This window comes from Patescibacteria group bacterium (assembly GCA_018817085.1).
In the GTDB taxonomy this organism is placed as follows: Bacteria; Patescibacteriota; WWE3; order CG2-30-40-12; family CG2-30-40-12; genus CG2-30-40-12.
The window spans coordinates 1-19,799 of sequence record JAHIUT010000054.1; the positions used below are offsets into that span (position 1 = coordinate 1).

At 33.4% G+C, this 19,799-nt stretch carries 14 protein-coding genes; 4 read left to right on the plus strand and 10 right to left on the minus strand.

The window, feature by feature from the left end; translation table 11 throughout:
- From KJ678_03565 to KJ678_03595, 7 genes are all read right to left on the minus strand, one after another.
- Positions 1 to 1,431 (minus strand): hypothetical protein (locus tag KJ678_03565; GenBank protein ID MBU1017208.1); only part of this gene is annotated, 1,431 nt, incomplete at its 3' end.
- A 12-nt stretch (positions 1,432 to 1,443) separates the two neighbouring features.
- Positions 1,444 to 2,409, minus strand: coding sequence for a glycosyltransferase family 2 protein (locus KJ678_03570; protein ID MBU1017209.1), 966 nt, complete (start codon positions 2,407 to 2,409; stop codon positions 1,444 to 1,446).
- Positions 2,406 to 5,423 (minus strand): DUF3367 domain-containing protein, encoded by a 3,018-nt coding sequence (locus KJ678_03575; GenBank protein ID MBU1017210.1) that lies wholly within the window; start codon positions 5,421 to 5,423, stop codon positions 2,406 to 2,408. Before KJ678_03575 ends, KJ678_03570 begins: the two co-directional genes overlap by 4 nt.
- Positions 5,395 to 5,751 (minus strand): hypothetical protein, encoded by a 357-nt coding sequence (locus KJ678_03580; GenBank protein MBU1017211.1) that lies wholly within the window; start codon positions 5,749 to 5,751, stop codon positions 5,395 to 5,397. The genes KJ678_03575 and KJ678_03580 overlap by 29 nt, the downstream gene beginning before the upstream one ends.
- Positions 5,735 to 9,385, minus strand: a complete 3,651-nt coding sequence (locus KJ678_03585) for a hypothetical protein (GenBank protein ID MBU1017212.1) — start codon at positions 9,383 to 9,385, stop codon at positions 5,735 to 5,737. Before KJ678_03585 ends, KJ678_03580 begins: the two co-directional genes overlap by 17 nt.
- A gap of 14 nt (positions 9,386 to 9,399) precedes the next feature.
- Entirely contained in the window at positions 9,400 to 10,608 is a 1,209-nt protein-coding gene (locus KJ678_03590; protein MBU1017213.1) for a class I SAM-dependent methyltransferase, read from the minus strand.
- 42 nt (positions 10,609 to 10,650) lie between these two features.
- A complete protein-coding gene (locus tag KJ678_03595) occupies positions 10,651 to 11,184 on the minus strand; it encodes a dTDP-4-dehydrorhamnose 3,5-epimerase family protein (protein ID MBU1017214.1) in 534 nt (177 codons plus the stop codon).
- Between the two features lie 61 nt (positions 11,185 to 11,245).
- On the opposite strand from KJ678_03595, the gene rfbD (KJ678_03600) reads away from it, so the two are divergent.
- On the plus strand, positions 11,246 to 12,115 hold the full coding sequence (gene rfbD, locus KJ678_03600) for a dTDP-4-dehydrorhamnose reductase (GenBank protein MBU1017215.1): 870 nt from the start codon (positions 11,246 to 11,248) through the stop codon (positions 12,113 to 12,115).
- On the opposite strand, the gene KJ678_03605 is transcribed toward rfbD (KJ678_03600), so the two are convergent.
- The gene (locus tag KJ678_03605) at positions 12,112 to 13,179 is read right to left on the minus strand and encodes a glycosyltransferase (GenBank protein ID MBU1017216.1); all 1,068 of its coding nucleotides are present in this window, start codon (positions 13,177 to 13,179) and stop codon (positions 12,112 to 12,114) included. The two genes, rfbD (KJ678_03600) and KJ678_03605, sit on opposite strands and share 4 nt — an antisense overlap.
- Positions 13,176 to 14,072, minus strand: coding sequence for a dTDP-4-dehydrorhamnose reductase (gene rfbD / locus KJ678_03610; GenBank protein MBU1017217.1), 897 nt, complete (start codon positions 14,070 to 14,072; stop codon positions 13,176 to 13,178). The genes KJ678_03605 and rfbD (KJ678_03610) overlap by 4 nt, the downstream gene beginning before the upstream one ends.
- 63 nt (positions 14,073 to 14,135) lie before the next feature.
- Between rfbD (KJ678_03610) and KJ678_03615 the strand changes: the two genes are divergently transcribed.
- The 3 genes from KJ678_03615 to KJ678_03625 all read left to right on the plus strand — a co-directional run bounded on the left by KJ678_03615 (position 14,136) and on the right by KJ678_03625 (position 18,429).
- Complete coding sequence (locus KJ678_03615; GenBank protein MBU1017218.1) at positions 14,136 to 16,448, plus strand: YfhO family protein; 2,313 nt, start codon at positions 14,136 to 14,138, stop codon at positions 16,446 to 16,448.
- Positions 16,441 to 17,178: a class I SAM-dependent methyltransferase gene (locus tag KJ678_03620; protein ID MBU1017219.1), complete on the plus strand. Its 738-nt coding sequence runs from the start codon at positions 16,441 to 16,443 to the stop codon at positions 17,176 to 17,178. Before KJ678_03615 ends, KJ678_03620 begins: the two co-directional genes overlap by 8 nt.
- Positions 17,179 to 17,262: 84 nt before the next feature.
- Entirely contained in the window at positions 17,263 to 18,429 is a 1,167-nt protein-coding gene (locus tag KJ678_03625; protein MBU1017220.1) for a hypothetical protein, read from the plus strand.
- Here KJ678_03625 and rfbH read toward each other — a convergent pair.
- Complete coding sequence (rfbH, locus tag KJ678_03630) at positions 18,415 to 19,743, minus strand: lipopolysaccharide biosynthesis protein RfbH (protein ID MBU1017221.1); 1,329 nt, start codon at positions 19,741 to 19,743, stop codon at positions 18,415 to 18,417. The two genes, KJ678_03625 and rfbH, sit on opposite strands and share 15 nt — an antisense overlap.
- Positions 19,744 to 19,799: the final 56 nt, after the last annotated feature.

Genomic DNA, 19,799 nt, shown 5'->3' on the forward strand with positions numbered 1-19,799 from the left:
AACTTTTGAAGTGTCAAAGGTAGATACCGGCACATAAAACTCAAACAAGGAACCTATTAAGTACAGAAATAAGATAAAGGTTTTGACATTTGAGATGTGACTTCGCGAAGCGAACTTATTTTGTAACTTTTGACATTTGACATTTGAGTTTTGAGATTTTAGAAACAAAGACTGCAAAAACACCCCATTTATCACCAACACCCCCATCAAAATAACCACTCCCAATCTTGCCGTTACTCTAAACATTGGAAAAAACTTATAAAGAACAAATCCTAAAGTATAAATTTTATGTCCGCCAACCGTAAAAAACGGCGGCATAGTAAAAAGAAACAAAAGGACAATCGTCAACGCTAGGGTCAAGACCAATTTCAAAAAATCTTCCGAATAAAAAGATTTATGGTTTTGAGCTTTGACTTCGCAGAGCGAACTTATTTTATAACTTTTGACATTTGACATTTGACATTTGACATTTTTCACAATGTCCTTAATAGCAAAAGTTATCGCTATTAAAAACAGTGTTAGGTTAAACCAACCTAAAAAATCTCCCCCATGCTCTTTTGTAAAATAATCATCCGCTAAAAAATAACCCCAACTGTTTTCCATCCAATCTAAAACAGGACGGGTAATTGTTTTCCCTAAAACAGGGTTAGCTAAAGGGGGTAAGATATAATACCAAGGTCTTGCCGAAAAATTCTGAAAATCCTCCAAAGTCCTTTGGGGACTTAAGGAAACAACATTAGCGGAAATATTTGAGCCTGAAAAATAATTAGCCTTAATGTACGGAAATAAAAAGGGCGTAACCAACAAAACAAAAGATACTAGGATAATTAAGTAATAACGCAAAAAGGCAACAAACTGGAATGGACAATTAAAAATTCTTTTACATATTAAATCAGAGATAAAAAAACAGAACGCAAATAAAAGCAGGAAAAATCCGAGATAATTGCTTATCAAAACAGCTACAGCCAAAATAAACCCTGTTACTATTGAGTTAGCAAAGGAGACTCCTTGTAAAAGGTGTCTCCTTTGGAAAATCACTCTTTGAAAAAATAAAGGTATAAGCCAAATTTGCGAAAGCGCGGGATGTATCCCTATATGCATAAAAACATAAGGAGAAAAAGCAAATATTAAAGCCAACACTAAACTCAAAAACCAAGCAAACTTTAATGCTCTAAACAAGATAAAACTTAAAACCACTGTCAAGAAAATACCGAAAAAAGCAAATATATTTGAAAATATTACAGGATTGATAACCTTAATACCTTCAGTAAATACAAAAGAAAAAATCGGTTGATTCGTTTTCCATGAATTTACAAAATGAAAACCGAAAGGGGCGTTTAACAAGTTAATAAAAGACTCCCCCCACCAACCAAATATTAGCGCTCCTACCTGATCCTCTATTCCACCAATAACAACATTAATAAAATTCATAACCTCCTTTTACTATTTAGATCTGTGATCGTTAGTTATTTTAGTGACAATTGAATAAGGTCTGTTTTTAACCTCTTCAAAAATCCGTTTCAAATACTCACAAACAATACTCAAAACAACTAATTGAACACTACCCATAAACACTATAGCAGCTAACAATGTTAAAAACCCCCGGGGAGTTTCAGGAATAAAAAGATATAAAGCAACGTTAATGACAACAACCACTAACGAAACTAAAATAGAAAATAGCGCAATATAAAAAACTAGCTCAAGAGGAGCGTAAGAAAAAGAAAAAAACGCTTTACGCGCCCAAAAAAGTTTTTTTCTGATACCACTCGTCGCCACCCCTGTCCCCGAAAACCTCTCAGGTCTAATATACGGTATTCCAATCTGCCTAAACCCAACCCACGCCCTTAAACCTCGTATAAATCTGTCTTTTTCGGGCAACGCATTAATACAATCAACCACCTTTCTATCCATCAAAGAAAAATCTCCCGCATCAAGTGGCGCTTTAACATAACTTAATTTATTAAAAAGTACATAAAAACTATGGTTGGCAAATTCCCAAAATCTGCCCATACTTTTTTCTCTTTTTTTCCTAGAACCATAAACTACCTCATAACCTTCTTGCCATTTTTTTATAAACTCGGGTATAAGTTCTGGAGGATCTTGCAAATCGCCATCCATTATTATCACAGCATCGCCTAAAGCTTGATGCATTCCTGCAGTAAAAGCACTTTGAGAACCAAAATTTCTTGAATGGGTAATAACCGTTAGTTTTTTATCTTTCCTCGCCAAATCTTCCAATATCTTTTGAGATTTATCGGGGCTAGCATCATTTATATAAATAATCTCGTAATCTGTTGTAACTTGTAGCATTACCTTAGTAAGCCTTTTATAAAGCTCTGTTATATTTCCCTCATCCTTATACGCAATCGGTATGATAGATATTTTCTTTTTTGTAAGCATTTTGCTCATAATTTTTTTATTTTAGCATAGAAACTACTTAACAAAAAAAATATAGAACCGGAAAATACAATTAAACCTAAGGACAATAACCAATAAAAAGTCCGTTGAGGAGCATACTCAACAACCAAAGAATAGTTCTTTTGATTGTTTACATCTTCCGGCTTTATAAACCACGAGTTTGCGTAACCATTAACCATAATATGCCGATCCGGCGTAACAATTTCTTTTCCGTTCAAATACAATTTCCAACCCGTATCAAAAGTTTCATTAAAAATTAAGTTGTAGGGGCTACTCGCATCTACAACATCTAGAATGTACTTTGTTGGATTTTTCTTCCTAAAAGAAATTTTTGGCGTTTGCTCCTTTGATAAAGATCCTTTAAGGTTTTCCTCCAACTTCTTAAAAATAAGTAAAGGTTTCACAACATTTGTAACTTCAAAGTTTGAGATGTTTACATCAGACAACAAACCAGATTCTAGGGGATAATCATAAATAAATAGATAGACATCTTCAACAACATTAGTTGATTTAAACTCATTATAATAATTTCCAGAACCAGATAACTCTTCTGTTAAAAAAATTTGCGCTCCGTAAGAACTAGAACCTACCACTGCCAAACCAAAAGCGCCCGATTTAGATGCATAATCAAACGAAAGACTGTATGTGACTCCAGAAACAATCTCCTTTATTTCTTTATAATATGTTACCCCACCAGCCACATGAAAAAGAGACTTCACCAAAGATGATATATCATTCCCTTCCTCGTATTTACTTTGAAACCAAGGTTCGGTAGAACCAAAAAGATTATCTTGTTTAGGAATTTTTAGATAAATCTCATAAGATTTATCTTCATCAAAATTCGCAATTCCCGCATTATACCAACCAAAGAAAGAATTAGATGCCGAAATTATATCAACACCTTCAATACCCGGTATTATTTTTGGATAACCTATTTTTGCAAGTTCCCCTTCTTCAAGATAAATAGCATATTTACCCTTTTCAGGTACAGTGACCAAATAAGAAACTTTATTAGAAATCTGCCTCTTGCCAAAAGAATATATATCAGCAAAATCAAAATCTTTAAAAACTTCTTTACTGCTTGAGTTATTAAAAAAAATACCTAATTTGTTTGGGTAATTTGAAAATTTTAAAATGTGAGGAAACTCTTGAATATCTGCGTTAGCATAAATAACCGCCTCTGGAATAAAAAACTTGGGGACTATGTATTCATCTTTTACTTTAAACAATTCAAGCGCAGGTCTATCTTTAAGCTCACTATAAAGCAAATCTCTTATTTCTTCCTTAGGTTCCTCATTAGAAACTGTTTTTAAATACTCTTGCGTAAATTTCCCAAACTCCTCAACTTTCTCAAGCGGAAATTGTAAAACAAAAACATCGTTTTCTGAAGGTGGCAAAGTCAATTCACCTGAATACCGAAAGTCTAAATCATTTTCCCGCAAAACATAATCAACACCCAATAAGGATAAATAAGCTGGGGACAACTCCTTAATGCTATATACATTATCCACTATATCACCAGAAGTGGAACCAGTATCTAAAGGTCTTCTTAAAATACTATTGCCGTTACTTACAAAATTTACCGCCACATCATCTGCCGAGGAGAATCCATACGGCCAGCTCCACGCTGCCCCGTAATAAACTTTAGGAATAGTTAATATCCTAAAATCTTTCAAATTGGATGCTTGATATTTTTCAAATTCTTTCCAATACTCTGGCACCTTTACTCTAACGCTTCTCATACTTCCATTCCATTTATCCCAAACATGCTCACCTAACAAAACAGGTTTGGAAATAACTATAGTCAAAAATAAAAAGAGTATCAAAATTATATTGCTCCATTTTCCCCGCACCTTTTTTCTTGTATTGACGAGAAAAACATAAAACAATAAAGAAACCGAAAGAACATATAACTCCCCAAATTTAGTGAAAGGCTCTCTAAAAACCCTAAACATTGGAATAGATTTATACAAAAAGGCGTAGACAAAACCAAAAGGCGGACGAGACCCTCCTATTAGAAAAAGACTTACCAATGCTAAAACAAAAATAAAAAGAACATTTTTATTCTTTAATTTTCTATTAAAAACACCTGTCAAAAAAGCAGAAAAAATTATCAAATAAGTAAAAACAGCAACTAACGGTTTATCATAATAAACATTAAAAGGGTAATAAGGGTAAAGATAATGACTTACATACCAAGCCCATTGACCCAAAAAGCGCAAGTTTAAAAATAAGCTGCCCTGATTCGTAAAATCGAGCCAACTGGTGCTAAAAACACCAGAAGACTCTCCAAAATAATATTGTACAAGAGGGAAAAGCCACCAAAGGCTAGAAATAAGCAAAACACCGTAATAAATAATCAAATTCGTAATTTTAACCTTATTAATTTGTTTTATGAAAATTAATATGTAAAGGATTTGCGGAATAAATATTGTTATTGCCAAAGGTAAATTAGAATTCAACGAAGAAAATACTATCGATAAAATAATTAGCTTTGATATTGTCAAAAAATCTAAATTGTCCCTCTCAAAAAGTTTGATGAAATAATACAAAGAGAAAGGCAAATATACACCATACATAAGAGGAAACAATGTAAAGGGGTCCAATGACTGAAAGGCGTTAAACACAAACAAAAGCACTGCAGGTAACAAAGCAAATAAAGTAAACTTTTTTGAAAAAAGTTTGGTTAGTTTAATAAATCCTATATATTTAAAAAAGTATAAACAAAATATAAGTAGTTTTTGTGAAATAGGAAAAGATAAAAAACTGAATAAATTTGCAATTGCATAACTTCTACCACCAAGCGGAATTGAATAATCCCAAATATAAAAATTGAAAATCTTTTTTCCAAGTTGAAGATAAGTATAATTATCTCCTCCAGCAAGCAATTCTGCACCGCCAAACAACAGTTGAATATGAATAAACTCTATAATTGCTATAAGGAGTAGAAAGGAAAATTCAGGGGTTTTTAAAACCCTAACTACGAAATCCGTTATTTTTCTCATTTTCTAATTTCTTAAAAAAAGTAACTACCAAAAAAACATACGCCCAAATAGCTAATTTTTCTGCAACTATGGGCAACTGAAAAAGTCCAAAAAGAGCCATTAAAATAAGAAGAGTCAAAGAAATATACAAACACCATTTAAATTTTAACTTATATGTAACTACACACAGCAATCCAAAAACTATTAAGGGAATAATAATCCAGTTTGAAATGATATTAATAAAAACCATATCTATAAAAACGATAATAGAAAATACAACCAATACTTTAAATTTGTTTTTAATAAGAAACTTTCCTATAGATATTTTAATATTACGAATTCCTGCCATATTTGATTTTCCTAACCACGTGGCTTAAACCATATAAAACACATATCATAAAAGTTGCAATTCCTAAATAAACACAAATTAGGAAAATTCTTTGAGGAAAAAACTCAACAACCAACTCATAACTATCTCTATTTTCCACATCTTCCGGATTAATATGCCATAAATTAGCGTACCCATTAACAATATAGTGACTGGAATCCGCTATAGATTTAGTTCCATCCAAATACAGCTTCCATCCGCTATCATAACTTTCGCTAAAAATTAGATCGTAAGAAGTATTAGCATCAGTTATATTAACGTGATACTTAGTTGGATTAATCTTTGTAAATTGAACATTTGGTTTGGTATAATCAGAGGTTGTTTCACTTACAAACGCCCCCTTATCCCTTTTTACCACTAGTAGCGGCTCCAATACTTTCTCCACTTTAATATCTCTCACATTAACAGAAGAAATCTTTCCAACATTGGGATAAGCATACATATAAAAAAGCGCGGATTTCGCATTATTACTAGCCCGCACTACTTGGCTATATCTTCGCCAACAATCCGATTCTCTGGATTTATCCAAACAAGTTTGACCAAATTCCGCTTTAACTAACATTTTCGTGGATAATAACTGACTTTTGGAAACATTTTCGGGAATTGAAGCGTTAGATTCAACCAAAGCCACACCCAGTCCTCCAGAATCGGATGAATACTCAAAAGACAATCTATAACTAACACCCCCTTCAAAATCTGTCACTGGCCTGTAATGAAGTGTTTTTTCCCATAAAACGAAATTGAGGTGCGCAACACTTGAACCAAGTGTATAGTAACCAGGAAAAATATTTTGCATAACAAAATCTGCGCTTGCGTTACCTAAAACAGATGAGTCCGGAACCAACCACTCACCCTCACCTATTAGATTTTCACTTTCTTCAAACGCAATGTTAACAATATAATTTTCACTTTCTTTAAGATTAGACACCCCTTCAAAATGCCAATCGTCTTTTTCGGCATTAATAGAACCCCCACCCTCTGTATAAATCAAATCAGTTAATTTATCACCGGAAGAAACCAATTTTGATATCTCCTTTCCTCCTACATAAACCTCATATTTTCCATCTTCAGGCACCTTAAAACTATAACAATATTTGCCACAAACAGGGGTCGCAACTTCATAAACCCATTTTACAAAATCTTCATACAAAACCCTAGGATCCGGTTTATCTTCAAAAGTGTGATCGGATAAAGGCAAAATTGAATTAGATCTTTCAACATACATAAGAACTTTTCCTACCATTCCCCAATAATCATCCTCATTATCATCCTCCCCCGTCCTTTTATCCTCCGGAAGTTCCTTTAAAATACTCATTGAACGAGAAATAAAATCTGTGTAATTGGAAATAAGCTTTTCTTCTAATTCAAAAGAAAGACTATATTTAGCAATTTCCGCAACCCTTTTAGCCGCAAACCAAAGCAAAATGTCTGATTTATCTAAAGGATTTCTAGGCAACAAACGGATTAATTTCTCTTTATACGCTACCAATTTATACTTCGCATCTTGCGGATCCATATTGACTACAACTGGCCATGCCCAACCTTCCTTCCACATTAACTTATCCAAAGAAAAACGCGAAAATCTTCTCTGCCCAAAGATCAAGGTGTCCATATTAGCGTTTTCCAACAAAAATCCTTTGTTGTCTTTATTCAATACTTCAATAAATACCCCAACATCTTTCGGAGCAGAAGAAATTTGCAAAATATAGGGTAAATCTGAAATAGTAGACAACGAATATATTAACTTGGAAGGAATGTAAAATTTGGGTAAAACATCTGGAACTTTATATAGAACTAAACTCGGTTTATCCGAAAGCTCTGTATAAAGTTCGTTTCTCAACGATCTGTTTGGCTCGCCATTTGGTATTTTTGATAAAGAGCGAGGTGTGAAATTTCCAAATTCTTTAACTTTTTCAACGCCTAATCTATTAATAAATTCCTCGTTTTTAGAAGGCAATAATGTTAATTCTCCCGAATATCTCCAATCTAAATCGTTTTCTTGCAAAATATAATCTACAGAAAGCAATGACCAATAACTATTTGGCAAATCCTTCACCAAAAACACATTGTCAATAACTTCTCCAGACATAAGTCCCGCCGAAAGCGGATTTCTTATTATACTATTACCATTACTCACAAAATTTACCGCCACATCATCAGCAGATGAAAACCCATCTATCCAATTCCACGCAGAACCATAATAAGCTTTAGGAACAGTCAATATTCTAGCGTCTTTCAAATTAACTTTTTGATATTCTTCAAACTCTCTCCAATATTCAGGAACTTCCACTCTAAAACTCCGCATACTCCCATTCCATTTATCCCAAACATGTTCCCCCAAAAGAATTGGCTTGGCGAAGAGCGTAACCAAAAGAAAAGTTATTACAAATATAAAAAACTTTCTTTTCCCACGCAATATTTTCTCCATACTCAACAAAGCTGAGTAAAACAAAACAGATAAAGACAGTACATATAATTCTCCAAATTTTGTAAACGGTTCTCTAAAAATTTTAAACCCAGGAAAATATCTAAATAACAGATTATATACAAAACCAAAAGGCGGGCGGGACCCCCCTATCAGAAATAAAGAAACCAAAAACAAAGCGATAAAAAAGTTTTGTGTTTTCTTTGCCCCTATTTTTTTCCTAAAGGACAAAACAATCGTAAAAATAACCAGCGCGTATATAAAAAAAGAAATAATTGGCATATCATACCAACTATTAAATGGATAATAATTGTGTAAGAAATGTTTACCATACCATCCCCATTGACCAATAAATCTGAAGTTCTGATACAAATGTCCCACCGACAAAGCCGAAAACCAACTTCCCTTAAAAACTCGGGTTGCGGCCTCCATATAATAAATAAGCATTGGCATCAACCACCAAGCATTTACAATTGCTAACAAAATGTAATATAAAATTATATTGCCAAGCCTTTTACCTCTAAATTCCTTGAAATACATAAATAAATACAGTAACTGCGGAATATAAATTGTCATAGATAAAGAAGGGTTTGAATTTATTGGCGAAAAAATAACAGAAAGTATTACAAGATTTGCTATATTTAATAAGTCCAACTTTTCGCTTCTAACTAATTTTATAAAAAAGTACAAAGATAAAGGAAGATAGACACTGTACATAATAGGTATCATCGAAATTGGATTTAGGGCAGAAAACGCGTTAAAAGAAAAAAACATTACTGCTGGAAGTGCTGCAAATAAAGATAATTTTCCTGATACCAATTTCGATAATTTGATAAAGGCTATAAAAGAAAAGAAATTAAGTACAAATAGAAACACACGTTGAAGTACCGAAATACTTAAAAAAGAAAAGATGTAAGAATATAAAGGCATCCCAAGTAAGTTTGGTATTGAAAAATTTCTGCCACCTAAAGAGATATAAGGATCCCAAGCATACGGATTCAATTCAGAATTGCCCAGCTGAAGGTAAGTGTAATTATCCCCACCAGCAACGAGCTCGGCATCCCCAAATAATACCAAGATATAAATTAAATTTATTAGAAATAATATAACGATCAGAAAAATACTATGTTTATGTTTGGCATAAAAAGAGGATATGCGTAAATTAAACATATTTTGCATAAGATTTAGAGTACTGTAACACGCGGAATAGGTACTATTATACGACCACCAGAACGCCTAAAGTCCGTTAACTTACTTAATATCTCCTCTTTAAAATTCCAAGGCAATAAAAGAAGGTAATCTGGTTTATCTTCTTTAATTTTTTCTTCGGGAAAAACTTGAAGATGGGTACCTGGGGTGTACAAACCTTGCTTATAAGGTATGTTATCCGTTACATAACTTAAAAGTCTATTATCTATTTCACAATAATTAAGAAGTATATTACCTTTAGCTGGAGCTCCAAAACCTGCCACTCGTTTTCCATCCTTTTTAAGAGATATCAAAAGCTTTCTTAAATCTTTTTTTATCGTTTGGACTTCCTTCGCAAATTTTTTCAATGCCCGAGGATCGTAAAGACCCACCTTTTCCTCTAAATCCAAAAGTTCTTTTAAAGATTTAGAAAGTGTTCTCTTTGCTTTACTTCTGCTAACAAATATCCTAATAGAACCCCCATGAACTGGAATTCTTTGCACATCAAACATCTCAAAACCAAATCTACTAAATAAATGTATAAGGGGTTTTAAAGAAAAATAGGAAAGATGTTCATGGTAAATGGTATCAAATTGCAAACCTTCAATTAAATTCATCAAGTAAGGAAATTCTGCCACAAAAACCCCATCTTCAGACAAAGCGATATCCAAACCTTTTAAAACCTTATCCAAATCATCTATATGCGCAAAAACATTGGTACCAATAATCACAGACGCATGCCCCTTCTCTCTAACCATTCTCTGCGCCAATTTTGTACTAAAAAAATCGTCCCATGTTTCAATCCCATTATCATTAGCAAGTTTAGCCAGATTTTTTGCGGGATCTACTCCAAGCAACGGTACCCCTGCAGTTTTAAAAAACTTAAGAAGCGTCCCATCATTACTACCTATTTCTGTAACCAAAGTACCGCTGTTTAATCCAAATTTTTCTACCAAAAAAGTAGCCAAGTCACCAAAATGCGCGAGCATTGTTTTAGAGAAAGAGGATATATAAACATAATTCTTAAACATATACTCAGGATTAACAACCTCCTCCAATTCAACCATTCCACAATCCCCACAATAACATACCGTGAGAGGAAATTTATGTTCCAGCTCATTAAGTTGGTAAGCCGTTAAAAAATTATTTACGGAGGGCATATCTCCCAAAAAAAGAAATCTTTTTAAATTTTTATTTTTGCACATGCGACAATGTTTTACTTTCTTTACGAGCGATTTTGGCATTTTTTATCCTTTCTGGACTTCCCAAAAATCTTTACCAAAAAAATCCCAGGGAAGCCTGTTTTCATCGGTATTTTCAACACTAAAATGTTGATTCAATAAATATATTATTTCTCCCGTTTTTGAACTCAAATTAGCAACACCGTGGGCAATACCTCTTGGTATATACAAAAGTTTAGAATGACCTCCACCTAAAACAAGTCTCATTGTTGCATTTAATGTAGGGGATTTCATACGCAAATCAACAAGACCAATAACAAGAGGTGTAGAATTAGTTACATACCATAAATCGTCCTGTTTATAATGCACATGCCAAGCTTTAACACCGCCGGGAAACAACATGGAATAATTTATTTGAAGTAATCTAAATCCAGGGATAACTTGACTTACACCTTTACCATCTAACCGCAATAATTCAACCAAAGAACCTTCCTCACTAACAATATCAATTAGGTCAATCACAATAACCCCGTCAATTGCAGATTTTTTGGCGTATTCCTGCTTATATATACTTTTACTAAACTTTGGGGATATTTCCATATTCTTTGTTATAAAGAATACAATACTTGATTGAGTAATGCAATACAGGTATAAAGATTATATGAATATTATAATAACAGGTGCAAAAGGACAATTAGGATACGAATGCACAAAAATTTTAACAGGAAAAAAATATAAAATATTTCCCTATTCAGACACTGAATTGGATATAACAAATAGCGATGCCTGCGAAAAAATCATTTTGAAAATAAAACCCGAATACATAATAAATTGTGCGGCACTTACAAATGTTGATTACTGCGAGGAAAAACCCAACGAATCCTTTTTAGTAAACACTTATGGACCAATAAATTTGGCTTGTGCGTGCCTGAAATTATCAAAATGCAAACTCATACATATCAGCACAAACGCCGTCTTTGATGGCTTAGATCGAACACAACCGTACAAAGAGGATGAACAACCTACACCACTGACAATAGGCGCTTATGCCTCATCAAAGTTAGCCGGGGAACTTGCGGTAAGGCAAATGCTGGGTCCCCAAGGTTTAGTTATCCGCACATCTTGGTTATATGGAAAATATGGCAATAAAAACTTTGTTAGCGCTATACTAACCTTAGTGGGCAAAAAAGTTCCCCTGGAAATAGTAATTGACGAGATTTCTTCGCCAACATCGGCAAAAGACCTCGCCTTAGGCATATTTAAATTTATAGAAAAAGATCTAGATGGAAATATATACCATTTATCAAATAAAGGAGTAGCTTCAAGATACGATTTTGCAAAAGCAATTATTGACTATAGCGATATTAAAAATTACCCTCTTAAAAAGAGTACATTGGTCAAATACTTAACTAAATACCCAAGACCCTCTATAGTTCCGCCATATACGCCTCTTGAAAATATAAACGCCGCAAAATATGGGATAGAACTACCTCATTGGAAAAAATCGTTAAAGGAATACTTAAAAAACTAGGAACTAACCTTGGGAATACCTAATTCTAAAAGAGCGTAAAATTTACCAGGCACCTTACTCATTAATTCCATAACCTTAAAATCTCCAACAGTACGAATTCTTTGAATGTGTCGTCTCTTTTTTAACATAGATTTGTAGTTTTTAATATTCCAAATATATGCCTTAATATAAGTTTCAGTTATAGTTCTTGCTTGACCAGAAAATATCAAAGCAAACATTTCCGCAATATTAATTAGCATATAATAGGGTAATACCCAAATAATATTCCACCACCTATAATTTTTTAAAATGTTTCTAATAATATTTCTCTCTGCTAAATAACGACGGGAAGTAGTTGTTTGATATTTCCCACCTTTAGGAAACCCGCCTATTCCTACAGAACCGCCACTAAAATGATATAAAATAGATTCAGGTATCGGTATAACCGACATTCCAAGCAAATGTGCTTTCCAAGAAAGATCTACATCTTCAGCAAATAAGAAATGCTCTTCATCCATCATCCCAAGTTTTATATAGTTTTTACGGGTTAAAAATATTCCGTTATCCGCAGAAAAAATTTTTCTAACCTGCTTCTTACCATCTGGTGTATACGCACGCTCTGGATAACCAAACAGATCCGCAGCTATTCCACAACTTAAAAAGATTTTACCATCGTAAGACATCTGCCATGGAACATAAATTGCACCCTCCTTTTTTTCCGCAGACTCTACAAGAAGTCGTATACAATCTTTGTCAAGCCAAACATCGGGACCAACAACACACACATATTTACCTAAAGATTCTTTGGCGGCCAAATTTAAACCCGCGGGGCAACCAATGTTATCTTTGGAAACAACTATTTTACCTCTTTTAATTAAAGTTTTAGCTTCCTTAACCGTATTGTCAGGTGAAGCGCTGTCCACAAAAATTATTTCAATATTTTTATAAGTTTGTTTATCAATGGAATCAAAATACTTCTCATTGAATTTTTCATTCCTGTAAGAGGTTGTAATAATAGAAACAAGAGGACCCTCTGATTTATCTAATTTGTGAGAATACTTTTCAAAAATTTCTATACTTTTCATAATAATTTAAGATATTCAACCAAAGCTTCCTCCCAATTTCTCATTATAAAATATCCTTTATCATGAAGTTTTTTATTCTCCAAAACTTCAAACGCGGGTCTTGGGGCAAAATAATCTTTGGCAAAAAAGCCCTTTTTTACAGGCTCCACTTTAATATGATTAAACCCTAATATATCCACTATTCTTTTTGCCACACCATACCTAGAACAATAGCCCTCATTACCCATATTATAAAGTCCATAGTCCTTTGTGTCTAGCATCCGAAAAATACCTTCCGAAAAATCACGCGTGTAAGTAGGACACCCAAACATATCATCCAATGCATATAAAGTTGTCGCTCCATTTTTTATTTGATTACAAATCTTACTAACAAACTTTTTATCTCTATCTTTGCCCCCCATCATCCAACCAGCTCTAAAAATAAAATGATTATCTAAAATTTGTGGAATAGCTTTTTCAGCTTCATGTTTCGCCTTACCATAAGAATTTACTGGGTTTGGGTCGTCATATTCTGTATAAGGTTCTCCTTTCGTACCGTCAAACACTCCCACAGTACTTATATGCACAAGAGGAGTTTCAAAATCTCTGCAAACCTCCGCAACATTTATAGCACCCCGCGCGTTCGTATCGTAAGATTCTTGAGGATGCTTTTCGCAATATTCCACATCGGTTAAAGCCGCCAAATTAAAAACAAAATCCGGTTTGGTATCCTTAATCATAATTTCAATAGCTTTCTTGTTCCTAATATCTAGTTGCAATGACCATGGATCCAAAGGCGACAAATCTGTGGATATAATATCATAACCCACTGATGTAAAAACATCGTATAAGGTTGTGCCTAACATCCCAGAAGCCCCCGTTATAAAAATTTTTAATTTATCCTTCTTACACATAGAATTAGCTAGTTATATTAGGATTGATAGTATCAAAATAATTGTATATTATAAACAAGTATAATGTCCAAAAACAAAAAAGCGTTATTATTAATACTTTCTTTCATCCTCCTTATATTCATTAAAAATATTGCTTTTTGGTCTAAGGAGCAAACTTTTATTTTTGGCGATACCGCAATATACGCTTTGCAACTTTCTGCATTTTCCCAAAATATTACAAGTATCTTTTCTCCACATTCCAGCTTTTTACTTTGGAATCCAAATTATTTATCAACAGGTATGCCAACATTGGCTATAATAGATTTAGGATATCTGTACCCACCAAATTTTTTTATTGCTCTTCTTGCCAAAATTTTAGGAAATCCCCTTTTAGTTTTTCCTTTCACCAGCTTACTAGTTTTTCTACATTTAGGTTTTGGGGGATATTTTATCTACAAAATCCTCAAAGAGCACTGGAAACTAGACGAATTCTCTTCTTTAATCGGCGGATTCCTTTGGCTTTTTATTGGATTTAATTTAGAATATACGGCTGCCACTTCCGTCTTATTTGCGGCAAGTTATTTACCGGTTTGCTTTTACTTAAACCAAAAATATAGGGAGAGTAATAAACTAAAACACTTCTTTCTTTTTTACTTATTACTAAGTTTCAGCTTCCTAGCAGGTTATCCCATGCCTTCAATAATAATATTCCTAATCTGCATTGTATATAATATTCTAAACAAGGTTGGTCCTGCCTTTAAAAAAGAGTTAACTAGAATAACAATGGAACACATAAAAGGTTTTTTCCTTATTACCCTTCCAATTATATCGCCACTTTACTTAACCGTCATATCAAACTTTTCTAACAGTGTAAGAGGAAGTACTCTTACACTAGAGGGGTTTTTAAGTAATACCAGTTTAGCATCAAATCTAGTTGAGTCCCTACTACCCCTTAACACGCCATTTAATGCAACAAGCGCCGTAAATATCATTCATATCTACATAAGTGTTGTGGCAATTGTAATATTGCTTCAAGCAAAGGATAAAATACTAATCCTCAAAGATAAAAGAAACCTCGTTATTCTAATATTAGGAATCGCTGGTACCATACTAGCTCTTGGAAAATTAACTTATATGCCCACCCTTATCTACTTAACTACTCCTCTAATTAGTTTATTTAGAAGACTTGCAATTTTCTCACTACTTCCAGGGTTTTCTATATGTATACTTGTGCCCCAACTTTTAAAAAGCGCCCAAACCCAAAAAGAATTATCAAAATCTTTAATTTTTGGAATAAAGTTTATAGCAATACTACTTATATCAACGCAAGTTGCAAGAGTTCTTTACCATAATGGAATCGCTCCTATTGACTATAACGGATTGCTCATAAGTTTAAGCCTCGTATTTATTATCGGAATTTTATCAATTTTGTCTCTTTTATTATTCACACACCACCAAAAGACCGCCAGAATTCTGCTTGTCTTTGCATTACTTATAGAGGCGGGAACACTTGTGTCGGGAAAAGTAGGTCTAAATTCTAAAACAAACCCCAAAAATGTATTTGCCCCAAACGAACTCACCAGATATGTGCAAAAAATAATAAAGCCAAGTGAACGCGCAGAAATGTCAGAAACACAACACAATTACAGCACAGACTATCTGAAAATAGAACAAACAGCAGGGTATGTATCTCTTGCCAGCGAATATGGAGTAAGAATAAACGAAGCTCTTAACTACAAAGGAGAAGATTACAATACCAAAAATCTTAGAGATATTTTAGGGGTAAAATATGTAGTAAGAAAAGGTGATGACGATAACTCCGCCCTAACAAAAGTTGTGGAAATAAAGCAAAATCCGCTAAAACCAAATTTCTACTCTTACAATTATAAAACTTCCTCTTGGGAACTAGATCCCATAGGTACCTACTACAACATTTATGAAAACCCCACAGCTCTTCCAAGATTGTATTTAGCATCAGATATTATAATTACTACAGAACAATCTAAGTATTTACTAGGATACATGGGAAATTTAGAAAATCCAAAAACCGTATTCATTAAAGACAGCGATATAGAAAAACACGAAATATCTTCGGAAGGGGTTGTTGAAATGCTTGATTATAAAAGAAATTATATCAAAGCCGCGGTAAAGTCGGATAATCCTACCTTCTTGGCAAATTCAACCGGTTACTACTCGGGGTGGTCAGTAAAAGTCAATGGAAAAAAGACAGAAATCATCCAAACTAATTGGTTTATGATGGGAGTTTATGTGCCAAAAGGAGAGAACATTGTAGAATTTACTTACACGCCCCACAAAGCAAATATTGGATTGTTGTACATAACAATAGCCGCAATATACTGGTTTTTCTTCAAAGTTCTTATAGACAAACATGGATAAGCTTTATGAATCAAAATACCATAGATTAGAAAAATATTACTGGTTGCTTATAACACGTAGGGGCATAATTATAAATTTAATTAAAAAGATGGGTGTAGCTAACAATGCCAAAATCTTAGAAATTGGTTGTTCTAGCGGTCCCCTCATAAATTTATTAAAACACAATGGGTTTACGAATAATTACGGAATTGACATTAGTGTAGATGCAATCAATTTATGCAAAAAAAGAGACTTAAATAATGTTGCAATTATGGATGGTGCAAAAACACAATTTGAAGATAGGGAATTTGACATAATAATAGCCTCCGATGTTTTGGAACATATAAAAGACGATCAATCCGCTCTGTTGGAGTGGTATAGACTATTAAAACCTAATGGGAAATTGATACTATTTGTTCCTGCATTTGATTTCTTATGGAGTGACCACGATGAAATTAACAATCATTTTAGAAGGTATAATAAATCATCGCTAACAAAAAAATTAAAGGAAGCCCAATTTAAGGTGCTTAGAATTTCTTATTGGAACTTCGTCCTCTTTTTCCCTACTTATTTGCTACGCACATTTCAACATTTTTTTACTAAAAAGAAAGATGAGCCGAAAGATCAGTTGTATGAGTTAAATTCTTTGGTCAATAAAATCCTAATTGTTTTATTAAAAACTGAAAATCTTTTTCTTAAATATTTTAATTTTCCAACAGGAGTTAGTATTTTCACGATATGTAGAAAATAAACACATTAGATTTGGACCCCCCCCAACAAATATCATTCCCCTTGCTAAGTGAAGCTGTATTTGATATCCTCCTAGAATAAATCTATGAATGAAAAAGAAATTAAAAATACTGTTTTTATAGTTACCACCCACATTTTATTTCGTGATATCTATAAACCAAACGAACCGGTGGAAGGTCCTTATACTTCTGTGGCAAAGTCTCTTGATAGCAAGGTAAAAAAACTAGAAACAATAGGTGTTCCCCTAGTTGGGTACGAACATCCAATATTCTATGGAGAAGAACACGAGAAAAAAAGTATCAAGTTGCCCGCTTTACTAGGTACAATAACTCCAATTAAATACATAGCGGACTTTGTTATTTCATTATTTCTTTTAGTAAAAATAAACCTTAAATATAAAGCAGAGCAAAGAGTAGTAATTGGGATTGACCCTCTTTCAACCTTGCCCGCAATAATCCTTAAACCTATATTCAGATACAAACTTATATTCTATAGTGTGGATTTTAATGAAACCAGATTCAAAAATAGCTTTATGCAAAAAATATACGAGCTTTTTGACAAATGGGCTAGCATCTATGCTGACCAAGTTTGGGTTGTATGCGATTCGCTAAAGGAATACAAAAAGAAAAACTTTAAAGTGGATTCTATTTATATCCCAAATTCACCAAAATTTGATTCCAAGTTAAGCAATGCCGAAAGGCTAAAAAGGACTGGCAACAAGTTAGCGTGGACAGGTACACTAATAACAGATAGACAATATAATGTGTTATTTGAAGCAATAGAAAATATTTTAAAAATCAGACCGGATTTGGAAGTGTATCTAGTTCCAATAAGACACCACGAAAAATTTCAAAAAACAATTAACGACAGGAATCTTAAAAATGTAAATATTGTAAAACTTACAAGCCGAAGAGCTTGGCAAGAGTATGTGGCAAAATGCGATGTGGGACTTGCAATATATGATGATAAATTCGGCTCAACAAAATATATTGAACCACTTAAAATCTGGGATTTTATGCTTTGTGGTGTCCCTTTCATTATTTCTTGCGAACCTTCAATCTCAAAACCGGTTGTAGATTCTAAAGTATGTTACCTGCTCGGACCTGCCAATACCTTTCCAAATAAAGATGAAAAAAATCTTAAAAAGTTTTTGGAAAAGAAAAATTTGGATTTGCTGTTTGATAAATGTGTAGATTTAGCAAAAGATTATGCTATTGATAAACGAATCTTTGAAGGATTAGAATCTCTTTAAAAACTTATTTATACAATCAGCCATATAATCAATATGTCTATCGTCCATTTTTGGATAAACCCCCAAGAAAAAGGTGTTATGAAGAATACGATCAGAGTTTTCCAAATTGCCCACTATTCTCATATTTACATTGCTATACGCAGGTTGTTTGGTAAGGTTCCCACCAAACAAAGTCCTCGTTTGAATTTGATTTTCTTCAAGATACTTTGTTATTTCTAACCGGGAAAATTTAGCATTATCTTTTATAGTTAACGGATATGCAAACCAAGACGGCTTTGAACCCGCTGTTGCTTTTGGAAGAACAAAAAACCTATCCCATCTGTTTTCTTTTGCGTGTTTACTAAACCGTGCGAAATTTCTGCGTCTCTTTGCTGTAAAATCATTCAAACGCTTTAATTGAATAACTCCCATAGCAGCTTGAGGTTCAATAGGTTTCAAGTTATAACCGATTTGACTAAAAATATATTTATGATCATAAGGTTTACCATCTATCTTGTAATTAAATCTAGCACCACATGCTCCATAACGTCCCTTTTCTTCTCCTCTACACCAACACGCTCTTCCCCAATCTCTTAACGATCTAGTTATCCGCTCAAACAAGGGATCGTTGTAATTAACTGCCCCACCTTCTCCCGTTGTTAAATGGTGTGGCGGATAAAATGATTGGGTGGATAAAATACCAAAACTCCCCGTTCTTCTCCCCTTATACTCCGAACCTAAAGCGTCGCAATTATCTTCAATTAAAAAAAGTTTTTTCTCTTTACAAAAAGCGATTAAAAAATCTAAATTATGCGGATTCCCCATCGTATGCGCTATCATTATCGCCCTAGTTTTATTAGACAAAGCTAACTCTAAATCTTCTGTCTTAATAGCATAAGTTCCAAGATCCACATCCAAAAAGACCGGAATTAAACCCAATTGAACTATTGGATTAACTGTTGTAGGAAACCCGCAAGCAATTGTAATAACTTCATCTCCGGCATTTAATTTATCAGGAAACATTGGAGACATTAAAGAAGCTAAAGCTAAAAGATTAGAACTAGAACCGGAATTGGTTAAAATACTCCCTTTAACTTTGAGATATTTTGCCAAACGATCCTCAAAATTTTGGGCGTTTTTACCCAAACCAAACCACCCCTCTAACCAAGAATCAATAACATTATTTACCTCTTTATCATCAAAAACCGAACCGGCATATTGTATAAAAGTTTTACCGGGAACAAATTCTTCATTTTCAACTTTTTTTATCTCAAATATCTCTTTAACAATTTTGTATATATCCTTCTTAAGCTGTTCTTCCTTTTTACTAATCATTTTGATATTTTCTTATAAAACTCAATTGTTTTTTTTAGACCTGCATCCAAAGAATA